This window comes from Amycolatopsis keratiniphila subsp. keratiniphila (assembly GCF_001620365.2).
Taxonomy (GTDB): Bacteria; Actinomycetota; Actinomycetes; order Mycobacteriales; family Pseudonocardiaceae; genus Amycolatopsis; species Amycolatopsis keratiniphila.
Genome location: NZ_LQMT02000040.1, coordinates 1,932 through 14,006 on the forward strand (window position 1 = coordinate 1,932; position 12,075 = coordinate 14,006).

The window sequence follows — 12,075 nt, forward strand, 5'->3', positions numbered from 1 at the left end:
AACGCGAGCCGTTCGGCGGGGGCCAGCGTGTCCAGCACCACCAGCATCGCGAGCCCCACCGAGTCGGCGAGCACCGCGTCGGCGGCGGGATCGGCCGAGGAGTCGGCCGGTTCGGCGAGCCGGTCGTCGAGGGATTCCTCCCGCCGGTGGTCGCGCGAGCGCAACACGTTCAGGCACACCCGCGCCACCACCGTGGTCAGCCAGCCGCCGAGGTTCTCGATCTCCGCCGCGTCGGTGCGGTTCAGCCGCAGCCACGTGTCCTGGACGGCGTCTTCGGCCTCACTGGCCGAGCCCAGCATCCGGTAGGCCACCGCCCGCAGCCTGGTCCGGTGTTCCTCGAAACGTTCCGTCAGCCGATCCACCGTTCACATCTAACAGCCACCGAGATCGTCGGTGAACCGCACGCCCGAAGACCGGTACGACGCGGCCCGATCGGCGGCGGCCTGCGGCGTCAGCACCTCGTTCTTCGCGTAGTAGACCCAGTCCACCTGTTCGAGGTAGGTGCTCGTCCCGCCGCTGTGCTGCGTGAGGTCGATGAACCACTGGTTCACGTTGAGGGACATGTTCTGCCGCGGGTACACGTCGAACGGCCCGCCGCGGTCGTGGTCGGCCACCAGGGCGCCGTCGATGTAGTACCGCACATGGCCGTCGGACACCGTCGCGACAACGGAGCGCCAGCCGTCGATGCTGCGGCGCTGGCTGTCGCTCTTGTTCTCGGCGTACCAAGGATCCGGCGTGTAGGTGTGCCAGCTGGTCTGGAAGTTCACCGGCCCCGCCTCGCCCCATCCGCCGTTGGGCAGGTACTCCGAGAAGTCCAGCTCGCTGTAGATCGGGTCGTTGGCGTAGCGGAGCGGGCTGATCGTGAAGAACGTCTGGTTGATCCGGTCGCCGTCGGGGCCGGACGCCGGCGCGTCGGAGAAGCGGATCCGCGCCGCGTACGTGCCTTCGAAGAACCGCCGATCGGGCTGCATGATCTCGGCCTGCGTCGTCCCCGCGGGTGTGCCGTCGGTGGTGGAGGCGAGTTGCAGCACCTTGTCGCCGTCGGACGTCGGGAACGTGATGCCCTCGGGCGCCCAGCGCGCACCGCCGACACCGGGGCCGCCCGCTCCGGAGCGCACCTGCCAGCCGTGCTGGGCGAGGAGACCGTCGGTGTGCGAGCCGTAGTGGAAGTCGTCGAACAGCGCCCCGCAACCGGCCGCTCCCGAAGCGGCGCCCGGCGCCAGAGCCAGTGCGGTGACCGACAAGGCCGCGACGGCGGCGGCGCGGAACTTCCCTGAGGTCGACATCCCGTCTCCTTTACCACTGGTCAGTTTCTTTCCACCGTCGCCCGGTGAAGTGGTAAAGTCAATAGGTCTAGACAACTTGTCCACCAGCCAATTCGCCGTGACCACTGGGTAAGCTGTGGTCATGCGGCGCACAGAGGTCAAGGATCGGCTACGCCAGCTCATCGAGCGGCGGCAGCCGGGCGAGGTCCTGCCTTCGGAACGCGCGCTGAGCACCGAAATCGGCGTCTCGCGCCCCACTCTGCGGGCCGCGATCGACGAACTGGAGCGCGACGGTCTCGTGGTCCGCGAGCACGGCCGCGGCACGTTCACCGCGCCGCGCAAGATCTCCCAGGACCTCCTGCCCGCCACCGGCGGCGAGCAGTTCGCCCCGCCCGCCGAGGGTCACTGGACGAGCCGCGTGATCGACTTCGCCACCACGCCGGCGGGTGCCCGGCTGGGCAAACGGCTCGAAGTCTCTCCCGGTCACGTCCTGGTGGCCGTCACCCGCGTCCGCGTCGTCGAAGAGGCACCGATGGCGATCGAGCGGATCCTGGTCCCGCGCGACCTCGTGCCCGACATCACGGCCGCGGGGTTCGAGTCCGGCTCGTTCTACGAACTGCTCCGCACGCGGTACGAGGTCGTGCCCGCGACGGCCGTGCAGATCATCGAGCCGACCGTCACCGACCCCGACGAGTCCGGCCTGCTCGGCGTCCCGCAGCACTCCCCCGCGCTGCTGTTCGAACGCACCACCCGCGGCGACGGCGGCCGCGTGATCGAGTACACCCGCTCGATCTACCGGGGCGACCGCTACCGGATCACCTCGCACCTGACGTTCGACCACACCTCGGGCTGACTCCGGCGCGCCGGGCCGGTCGCGGCCGGAGTCCATGTAAGACTCCCGGGCGATGTACACCCCGTCCGATCTCGCCGACCTGCTCGAATGCGAGCACCGCAGCATCCTCAACCAGGCGCTGGCCGCGGGCCTGCCGGGCGCGCCGAGGCCGGGTTCCGGGCCGGATCAGCTCGCGGTCACGCACGGGCGCGCGCACGAGGCCGCGACGCTGGACAAGCTTCGCGGCGAGCGGAGCGCCGTCGTCGAGATCGACGAACGCGATCCGGCCGTCGCCGCGAAGGCCACCGAAGAAGCGCTTCGGGCCGGTGCTCCGGTGATCTACCAGGCGGTCTTCCACGACGGCGAGTTCTCCGGCCGGGCCGACTTCCTGATGCGGGACGACGAAGGCCGCTACGAGGTCTACGACACGAAGCTGGCCCGGCACGCGAAACCCGCCGCCGTCGTCCAGCTGACCGCCTACGCCGACGCCCTGCGCAGGGCGGGCTGGCCCGCCGGCCCGCAAATGCACCTGCTGCTCGGCGATCACAGCACGCGCTCGTTCCGCGTCGACGACTTCCTCCCGCTGGTGGACCGGCTCCGCGCCCGGCTGCGTAACCGGCCGCCGACCCTGCCGGTCCAGCTCTGGGCCGACGAACGGCCCGCGTGCGCCGGCTGCTCCTACGCCGCGCACTGCGCGAGCGCCCGCGAAGCCGACCGCGACCTTTCGCTGGTCGCTGGGATGCGCGGCGATCAGCGGCGCAAGCTCGTCGCGGCGGGACTCGGCACCATCGACGCGCTCGCGGCCGCCGCACCGGAAGACCGTCCGCGCGACATCTCGACGACGTCGTTCACCACGCTGCGCGCCCAGGCCGCGATCCAGGTCCGGCAGGACGAAACCGGGCAGATCGCCTACGAGGTCATCGATCCGGACGCGCTGGCCGAACTGCCGCCGCCCGCCCCCGGCGACGTCTTCTTCGACATGGAGGGTGACCCGTACGCGCTTGCGGGCGAAGGGCTCGAATACCTCTTCGGCGCCGTGACCGCCGACGACGGCACGAAGTTCACCCCGTTCTGGGCGCACAACCGGTCGCAGGAGAAGCGGGCCTTCGAAGAGTTCGTAGACTTCGCCACCGCGAGGCTCGCCGAGCATCCGGGCTCGCACGTCTACCACTACGCGCCGTACGAGGTCACCGCGATCAAACGGCTCGCCGCCGTGCACGGGACCCGTGAGGACGCCGTCGACCATCTGCTGCGCAGCGGCGGTCTGGTCGACCTGTATTCCGTGGTGCGCAAGGCACTCCGGGTCTCGCAGCGGTCGTACTCGATCAAGTATCTCGAGCCGCTCTACATGCCTGAAGCCCGCGACGGGGACGTCAAGACGGCGGTGTCGAGCATCGAGGCCTACGAGGAGTATCTGACGCTCACCGCCTCCGGCGAGACCGAGCACGCCGACGAGGTGCTGCGCGGGATCAGCGACTACAACGAATACGACTGCGTCTCCACGCTGCGGCTCTTCGAGTTCCTCCACGAGATCCGCGTGGTGGAAGGGATCGCGCTCGCGGAGCCGCCCGAAGAGTCCGATGTGGACGCTCTGCTCCGCCAGACCGAAGAGGACGTCGCCGCTCAGAAACGCGCCGAACGCGCGGCGCAGCTGGCCGCGCTGGTCGATCCGCTGCTGGACGGGCTGCCCGACGATCCGGCCGAGTTCACCGGCGAGGACCGCGCCCGCGCGCTGCTGGCCGCGTCGGTCGGCTATCACCGCCGCGAGACGAATCCGGCGTGGTGGGAGTACTTCCGCCAGCTGGCCGCCCCGCTAGGCGATCTGGAGACCGACAACGCCTGCACCGTCCCGATCTCGCTGGAAGCCGGGGAATGGGTTCCGCCGTCGGGCCGGGTCCGCAAGGCGAAGCGCTCACTCGTCCTCCGCTGCGACCCGGACCGCCCGCATCCCTTCGCCCCCGGCGACGACGTCCGCTTGCGGTACGGCGCCGCCGCGCGCGACGCCAAGGTCGTCTCGGCCACCGCCGTCGAACTGACCCTCGAAGAAAGCTGCGCGCCCGACGAGACCACCGCCGACCGGCCGGTCGCGGTGCTGCCCGGGAGCCCGGTCCGCCCCTCCCCCAAGGACGACGCCGTCGCGGACCTCGCCCGCCTCGTCGTCGACGGCCTGCCGGCGCTGCCCGCGCATCCCGGCGTCGATCTGCTCCGGCGCACGACACCCCGGCTTCGCGACGACAAGACCCTGCCCGAACCCGGGGCCGACCTGGTGACCACGGTGATCGAGGCCGTCGAGGCGCTCGATGGCTCCACGCTGGCCGTCCAAGGCCCGCCGGGCGCGGGCAAGACCTATCTGGCAGGCAGGCTGATCGCGAAACTCGTGCGCGCGGGCAAGACGATCGCCGTCACCTCGACCAGTCACAAGGCCGTGGAGAACGTGCTGTCCGCCACGCTGAAGAACGCGCCGGATCTGCCGTGCGCGAAACGCGCCAAGCGCACCCCGGATCCGGCCGCGCCGTGGGAGCAGCCGAAGACCAATCCCGCGCTGGTGAAATGGCGCGAGGAGCACGACACCGGTCATCTGGTCGGCGGCACCGCCTGGACCTTCGCGAACGCCGCGATCCGGGAAGAGCCCTTCGACCTGCTGATCATCGACGAGGCGGGCCAGTTCGCCCTCGCCGACGCGCTCGCGGTGTCGATGTGCGCCAAGAATCTCCTACTGCTGGGCGATCCGCAGCAGCTGCCGCAGGTCGTACAGGGCACGCATCCCGCCGGCGCCGAGGCGTCCGCGCTCGGGCACCTGATCGGCGAGGCGGACATCATCCCGGCCGAACTCGGGTACTTCCTCGACGAGACCCGGCGGATGCATCCCGCCGTCTGCGCGCCGGTGTCACGGCTGTCCTACGCGGGCCGTCTGCACTCGCATCCCTCGGCGGCCGAACGCGCGATCGACGGTGTCGAATCGGGCCTGTACCTCGCCGAGGTCGACCACCACGGCAACACGACGCGGTCGGTCGAGGAGGCCGAGGCGGTCACCTCTCTGGTCGCCGAACTCCACGGCCGCCCCTGGACCGATCACGGCGAGCCCCGGCCGCTCGGCGACGAGGACATCCTGGTCGTGGCGCCGTACAACCTGCAGGCCAGGGTCGTCGCTCGCGCGCTGGACGAGGCCGGGCATCCCGGCGTGCGGGTGGGCACGGTGGACCGGTTCCAGGGCCAGGAGGCGCCGGTGGTGATCACCACGATGACCTCGTCGTCGGCGGTCGATCTGCCGCGTGGCCTGGACTTCCTGCTCTCCCGGAACCGGCTCAACGTGGCGCTTTCGCGGGCGCAGGCGCTCGCGATCGTGGTCTGTTCGCCGCGCCTGGTCGAGGCCGACATCCGCACGGTCGACCAGATGCGGCTGGTTTCGGGCATGCTCGGGTTGATGACCGAAGCCGTGCCGTGGCACGCAGGACGGAGTGGACGATGACCGAGAACGACCCGGACAAGGAAATCCTCGACGCCGAGATCGTCGAAGAGTCCCCGACGGCCCCTGTCGAGGTACCGGAGCCGGATTACAGCGAGGGTGGCGTGCCCTCGTTCGACCACGTGCGGGACCGGATCGAGCAGCGCTACACGACCTCGCTGGGCTCGACCGAACTCGCGGGCCTCGGCGGCAAGGAAGACGTCGCTTCGCTGGACAAGAAGATCGCCGACCGCGACAAGGCCGCGAAGGACAAGCTGGCCGAGATCCGCCGCGCGATGCGGGAGCAGTGAGCTAATCCCAATGCGGTGAACCGGCTTTCACCGCGAGGGCCCGCGCCTTCCGGTAGTGCCCGGCGGCGGCCTCCGGCCTGCCGAGAGCCGTGGCCAGGTCGCCGAGGTAGCGGGCGACCGGGCGGAGGGTGAGCATCCCGCTCCCGGCACCGGCGATCTCGTCCTCGGCGGGCAGCAGGTCGGCGTACAGGCGTTCCATCGCCGGCCGGTCGCCGAGTTCGATCGCGACCACGGCGTGCAGACAGGATCGGGCCTCGAACAGCAGGTCCCGGGGCGAATCCGGGATCGGGAGGATCGGACGGCACCAGCTTTCGTAGGCGCCGTAGCTCTCCTCCAGCGCTCGCGGTGGCAAACCTCGCTGGAGCCGGTCGCAGTACAGGGCGAGCGCGAGGATCCCGTTGTCCACTCCGGACATGGCCGTTCCGGCGAGCCCCGCCGCCGCGGCACGATAGGCGGCTGCCCCGCCGGGGCCGGTCATCGCGGTCCGCATCGCGCGATACCACCGGGTGAACACGCCGACGAGCGGCAGGCCGTACTTCTCCCCGAGTTCGTCGGCCGACGCGGCGTGCCGGTCCGCGGCGGCGAACTCCGCGAGCGCGCTCTTCGCCTGCAGGAGCACGAGATGTCCGAGTACCTCGAACGTCACCAGCCCGTGCCGTGAGGCGAGATCGACCAGTTCGGCGCCGATCGCGGCCCGCTCGGGGGCGAGCCCCGCGCGGTCGAAGGACTGCAGGAACCGGGCGTTGAGCGCGAACGCGAGCAGCGCCGGGTCTCCGAGTCCGCGGGCGAGCGTCTCGGCTTCCCATGCCGCCTCACGAGCCCGCCGTCCGCCCGTGTTGCGCAGTTCGACGGCGAGGGTGGCCAGCAGGCGGCACCGCTCGGCCCGCCGATCCCGCGGTAGCGCGGCGAGGGTCCGCTCGACGGCGTCCGCGATCCGGGAAGCGAGCTCCCTGTCGTCGCTTTCGGTCCAGCTGGCGGGGACGTCGAAGGCGCCGATCGTCCGTGCGGTCAGCAGCGGATCGTCCAGCTTTTCCGCCAGTTCCAACGCTTCGGCCCGATACCGCCGCGACCGGCCGAGGCCGCCGGCGACGGCCGAAGCGCGGGCCAGGCCCATGATCAGCTCCAGCCGCTTCTCCGGGTCGGAGCCGCCGGATCGGTCGTACGCGGTGAGCGCCGCCTCCCAGAGCCGTGCCGCTTCCGTTGGGGCGAAACGACTTTCGGCACGTTCCGCGGCCGCCCGCGCGTACCGTGCGGCCCGGTCACCATGCTCCTCCGACAGCAGGAAATGGTGTGCCAGCGCGTCGACGTCGTCCGGGCGAAGACGTTCCAGCGCTTGAGCGATCCCGCCGTGCTCGCGGGTCCGTCGCGAACGGGAGAGGTCGTGGTAGAGCGTGTCGCGGACGAGCGCGTGCGCGAACCGGAACCGGTTCGGCGCCCGCTCGGTCAGGATTCCTTGCCTGGCCGCGATTTCCACCGCGTCGAGCGCGGTTTCCCCCGCCAGCGCCTCGAGTACGTCCAGATCGACGTCCGTACCGAGCACCGCCGCGCGCCGCACCACACCGCGGACCTCGTCCGGTAACGCGGCCACCCGGTGCCGGACGACGTCGCGGACTCCCGGCGGCACCGCGGCCAAGGCGGCGGGCCCCTCGTCGGCCAGCAGCCGGGCGAGTTCACGGACGAAGAACGCGTTTCCGCCGCTTCGCCGGTGGAGTACCGCGGCGGTCTCCGGCTCGACGTCTTCCCCGGTCGTGGCCCTGACCAGCGCGGCGATCTCGGTCTCGGGCAGCCCTCCGAGATAGATCCGCTCCGGCTCGTGCCGAGCGGCCCGGCCGAGGAAGTCCGTCAACCGGGCGGGCGGGTCGGTGCCGCGATAGGTCGCGACGATCAGCACCGGCTCGCTCAGCACCGAGGCCAGCAGCGCCAGCGTCTCCTCGCCCGCCCAGTGCAGATCGTCGAGGACGAGCAGCAAGGGCGCGGCACCGGACAGGTAGGAGGCGACCGCCCGGTGCCATCGCCAGCGCGCGGCGAGGGGATCTTCGGTCGCGGGCTCCGCGGTCGGTGGCGCTCCGTAGCCGGCGTCGGCGAGGGTGGCGAGGATCCGGGTCCAGGCGTAGGCGGGCGGCGCGCCCTCGTCGTCGGGGTTGCTCCCCCAGGCCGTGGTCCAGCCTCGCGCGGCGAGACGGGCGGAGAACGCCTCGGCGAGCGCGGTCTTCCCCACCCCCGCCTCACCCGACACGAGCACCAGCCGCGACCCAACCGAGGCTTCTTCGAGCCTGGCCAGTTCCGCGTCCCGCCCGATCAGCGGCCGCTCGGGGATCTCGGGCACGGACGGCTCCAGCCGGGGCGCTTGCGCGAGGATGTCGGCTTCCAGGTCCCGCAGGCCCGCGCCGGGATCGATGCCGAGCTCGTCGGCGAGCCGTTCTCGCGTCGCGCGCAACACCGCCAGAGCGTCGCCTTGCCGTCCGGAGCGGTAGAGCGCCAGTGCCAAGAGCCGGGAACCGTTCTCCCGCAAGGGGAACTCGCGTACCCGTGGCTCCAGCTCGGGGATCACCTCGGCGGCCCGGCCGAGCGCGAGAAGGGCATCGGCACGAAGTTCGCCCGCCAGTAACCGGAGTTCGGTCAGCCGGGAGACCTCGCCGAGTGCCCAGCCTTCCTCGGCGAACTCGGCGTACGCGGGACCGCGCCACAGCGCGAGCGCGGTGTCCACTTGAGACAGTGCCGCGTCCGCCCGGCGGGCGTCGAGGAGCTCACGGGCCGTGGCGACGGCGGCCTCGAAATCCCACGCGTCGACGGAATCCGCGCGCAGGGCGTAGCCGCGGGCGACCGTGACGAGCAGCCGCGCGGGCTCACGGGGCGCACGATCCGGTTCCAGCGCGCGGCGCAGGGCACCGACGAAGGTCTGGACCGCGCCGACCGCGCCCTCGGGCGGGCGTTCCCACAGGTCGTCGACCAGGCGTTCCACCGGCACGACCCGGCCGCGGGCGATCAGCAGCCTGGCCAGCACCGCGCGGTGCCGAGGGCCCTTGAGCCCGACTTCGCCCCGCCCGTCCTCGGCCACGAGCGGGCCGAGCACACCGAACCGCATCGTCACCTCCTTCACCGACGGTGATCATCGTGCCCTGGCCGCTCGGTCGTCGCTGACCGGGCGCTGATTCGGGCCGGGGACGCTGGCGGTCATCACGGAACGACCAGGAAGGTACCCATGCGCATCACCGGATTCGACTACCAGCGTGTGCCCGTGGCGGACGGCGTGGCACTCGACGTCGCCGTCGCCGGGACGGGCAGCCCGATCGTGCTCCTGCACGGCTTCCCCCAGACCCACCTCATGTGGCGGCACGTCGCGGCGGATCTGGCGGCCGACCACACCGTCCTCTGCCCTGACCTGCGAGGATACGGCGAAAGCGACAAGCCCGCCGACACCGGCGAGACCTACTCGAAGCGGTCGATGGCGGCCGACGTCGTCACCGTCGCGAAGGCCTTCGGCCACGACCGGTTCGCCCTCGCCGGGCACGACCGGGGCGCGCTGGTGGCCATCCGGGCCGGGCTCGACCACCCGGACAAGGTGAGTCACCTCGCGATCCTCGACGTGCTGCCGACGCTGGACATGTGGGACGTGCTGCACGGCGCCGGCGCCGCGGTCGGCTTCCACCTCTACCTGATGGCCCAACCGCCCGGACTGCCGGAACAGCTGATCGCGGGCGCGCCGGACGCGTTCTTCGGTCACTTCCTCGACGCGTGGACGCGCGACGGCGACGCGATCCCCGCCGACGTCCGCGCCGCGTACCTGGAGGCGTCTCGCAACGCGGTGCCCTCGATCGTCGCCGACTACCGCGCGTCGGCGGGCATCGACGTCGAGCACGACGAGGCGGACCGCGCGGCGGGCAACCGGCTCACCATGCCGCTCACCGTGCTCCAGCAGGACTGGGGCGCCGTGCTCGGCTACGACGCCGCCGCGCTCTGGCGGGCGTGGGCGACGGACCTGGACCACCGGACGGTCACGTCGGGTCACTTCATGGCCGAGGAGTCGCCGTCGGAGGTGACGAAGGCGCTTCGCGACCTGTTGACACGCTAGGCCTGGGGCGGGTCCCTTGAAACGCCGTGGCGCCTGCCGGACCACGCACCGTATCGTCGCCGCATGTCCAGGCTCATTCCGGTGGTGGAATCCTTGCCGCCCGGCTATTCGTCGTTCGATCTGTGGCCGTTCCGCGGCCACGACGGCGAGTGGATCCCCCTGCGCCGTGAGATGTCCTCCGACGACGTCGGGGCGGTCGTGCTCTCGCTGCTCGGGCACAGCACGAGCGGCGAGCTCGCCCGCCCCGACCTCGGGACCGCGTTCGACGAGCTGGCGCGGCTCGAGACCCTCTTCCTCCCCGGGGGTCTGCTGCTCGAAGCCGAGGGAATCGCCGTGACTCCAGGCTGCTGCTGTGACCTGACCGACTGGCCGGACTGGCACGGGATGCCGGACGGGAACTTGCCCGACCTCGGTCACGGACCGGGGACGGTGGTCGAGTTCGACGGCGACATCATCCGGTTCTGGCCGGACGTGGACGACGAGGACTGGGAGACCCCCGAAGGACGACGGCTGGAGATCCGGCGTCAGGATCTCCCCGGCCTTCTCCAGGGCGTGCGCCGAGATCTCGCCGGTTTTCTCGAAGCGCTCCGGGTGTGGGTGCGAAACCTCGAGCCGTCTCACGCGGATCAGGTGGTCGCCGCCGTAAGTGGCTACCTGCGCGTCGGAGCGAGCCCATCGGCTTGAGCCGAACGGCCCAACCCGCGCCCCCACAGGCGGCAATCGACCGCCATTCGGGTTTGGCCACCACTCGGACGGGTATCGGGAGGCGGCATACCGAACGAGGGACCCCGCCATGAAACCCACCACCGAACGCGCGCACACCGTCGCGCGCGATCTCCTTTCGCTCACCAGATCGGGTGAAGCCGATCGGCTCGCCACCGCACTGGTGTCCGTCGCCACCTCCACCCGGCGAAAACCGGCGCTCGACGACGTCGTCGGCCGGCTGGTCGACACGTTTTCCTTGGCGGCCAAGGATCGTCGTCGTTCGCTGCGGATCGGCGAACCGTTCACCCTGCGTCTTCGGGATCACGCGGGCCTGACGGTCCGGCCCGACCGCCTCGACCCTGGCGTGGCCGCGATCGTCCGGGCCATCGCCGCCAGCGTCCGCGACGACCGGGACACCTGCGCCGACCAGATCGGGCAAGCCTGCGAGAACGCCGATCTCGATCAGCGGATCCGGGTGCTCGCGCACTGTGTGGTCTGGACGGCGGATCTTCTCAGCACCGACACCACCGCCTATCCCCCGGTGTTGTCCTGCCTCAAGGCGCCGAAAGATAACAGTCCACAATAGACATTGCGCGGTTCGGATGACTTCCGGGCCGCCGTATGGACATCCCCTGCACGGAACGGCAAGCTGGACAACCGCGCACGAAGTCCCGGCCCCCGATGACGGGCGCACCTTGGCGGCCAATTCCCCCGAACCAGGAGTGCAGACTTGGACGAGGTAGCGCCCTCGACGGTACCCGCGGACTCCCGTGCCGCCGCCACGGCGGGACGGCTGCCCAACCCGGACAGCAGATTGGTCCGGGCGGCCGTGGCCGGTGACCCGGACGCGCTCCGGGACCTGACCCGTTTCCTTTCCCCGCACGTGTTCCGCTACTGCGCGAGCAGGCTCGGAAGTGCCGGAACGGGTGCCTGCGACGCACAGGACTGCGCGCAGGAGGTGTTGCAGGCGGTGCTGATCGCCTTGCCCCGCTACCGGTACCGCCCGGACCGGTTCCTCGCGTTCGTCCTCGGGATCGCCGGGCACAAGGTGGCCGACCTGCACCGGCGCCGGTCTCGCGAACCGGTCGCCTGCGTGCCGGAGATCGGCGACGGACTGACGGCGTGGGCGCGCCGCGACCCGGACGAGATCGAACGGCTGGAACACCGGTTGCAGGCCGGGGTCCTGCTGGCGCGGTTGCCGATGCCGCACCGGCAGGTGCTCGCGCTGCGGTTCGTGTTCGGGCTGTCGGCCGAGGAGACGGCGGAGCGGCTCGGCCTGCCGAGCGCGGGGGCGGTCCGCGCGGCCCAGTTCCGGGCGCTCGCCCGGTTGCGGGTCCTGCTCACCGAGCGGAACGCCCGGCACGCGAGTGACGTCCCGATCATCGGACAAATCGCGGAACCGGAGCTCGTCCCGGTATAGAACAGTCCACTTCGGACGATCGGGT

The 12,075-nt window shown here is 71.3% G+C and carries 10 protein-coding genes; 7 read left to right on the forward strand and 3 right to left on the reverse strand.

Translation table 11 applies throughout. The features are described from left to right. A partial coding sequence (locus tag AVR91_RS36975) for a sigma factor (protein ID WP_323807907.1) occupies positions 1-362 on the reverse strand: 362 nt, incomplete at its 3' end. A gap of 9 nt (positions 363-371) precedes the next feature. Continuing rightward, positions 372-1,286, reverse strand: coding sequence for a glycoside hydrolase family 16 protein (locus AVR91_RS36980; protein WP_063272569.1), 915 nt, complete (start codon positions 1,284-1,286; stop codon positions 372-374). A gap of 121 nt (positions 1,287-1,407) precedes the next feature. Between AVR91_RS36980 and AVR91_RS36985 the strand changes: the two genes are divergently transcribed. Genes AVR91_RS36985 through AVR91_RS36995 form a run of 3 tightly spaced genes read left to right on the forward strand, consistent with a single transcriptional unit; the run spans position 1,408 to position 5,853 of the window. Further along, on the forward strand, positions 1,408-2,118 hold the full coding sequence (locus tag AVR91_RS36985; RefSeq protein ID WP_063272588.1) for a GntR family transcriptional regulator: 711 nt from the start codon (positions 1,408-1,410) through the stop codon (positions 2,116-2,118). Positions 2,119-2,170: 52 nt separating this feature from the next. Continuing rightward, positions 2,171-5,566 carry a TM0106 family RecB-like putative nuclease gene (locus tag AVR91_RS36990; RefSeq protein WP_063272570.1) on the forward strand — a complete coding sequence of 1,132 codons (3,396 nt, stop codon included), beginning with the start codon at positions 2,171-2,173 and terminating at the stop codon, positions 5,564-5,566. Beyond that, on the forward strand, positions 5,563-5,853 hold the full coding sequence (locus tag AVR91_RS36995; RefSeq protein WP_063272571.1) for a hypothetical protein: 291 nt from the start codon (positions 5,563-5,565) through the stop codon (positions 5,851-5,853). The genes AVR91_RS36990 and AVR91_RS36995 overlap by 4 nt, the downstream gene beginning before the upstream one ends. A gap of 1 nt (position 5,854) precedes the next feature. Here AVR91_RS36995 and AVR91_RS37000 read toward each other — a convergent pair whose 3' ends face one another. Further along, complete coding sequence (locus AVR91_RS37000; protein WP_063272589.1) at positions 5,855-8,938, reverse strand: BTAD domain-containing putative transcriptional regulator; 3,084 nt, start codon at positions 8,936-8,938, stop codon at positions 5,855-5,857. Between the two features lie 117 nt (positions 8,939-9,055). Between AVR91_RS37000 and AVR91_RS37005 the strand changes: the two genes are divergently transcribed. The 4 genes from AVR91_RS37005 (at position 9,056) to AVR91_RS37020 (ending at position 12,050) form a co-directional block, all read left to right on the forward strand. Next, positions 9,056-9,925: an alpha/beta fold hydrolase gene (locus tag AVR91_RS37005; RefSeq protein ID WP_063272572.1), complete on the forward strand. Its 870-nt coding sequence runs from the start codon at positions 9,056-9,058 to the stop codon at positions 9,923-9,925. Between the two features lie 63 nt (positions 9,926-9,988). Beyond that, positions 9,989-10,609 carry a hypothetical protein gene (locus AVR91_RS37010; RefSeq protein ID WP_063272573.1) on the forward strand — a complete coding sequence of 207 codons (621 nt, stop codon included), beginning with the start codon at positions 9,989-9,991 and terminating at the stop codon, positions 10,607-10,609. Positions 10,610-10,718: 109 nt separating this feature from the next. Beyond that, on the forward strand, positions 10,719-11,216 hold the full coding sequence (locus AVR91_RS37015; protein WP_063272574.1) for a hypothetical protein: 498 nt from the start codon (positions 10,719-10,721) through the stop codon (positions 11,214-11,216). 144 nt (positions 11,217-11,360) lie between these two features. Further along, positions 11,361-12,050 (forward strand): sigma-70 family RNA polymerase sigma factor, encoded by a 690-nt coding sequence (locus AVR91_RS37020; protein ID WP_063272575.1) that lies wholly within the window; start codon positions 11,361-11,363, stop codon positions 12,048-12,050. The last annotated feature ends 25 nt before the right edge of the window (positions 12,051-12,075 follow it).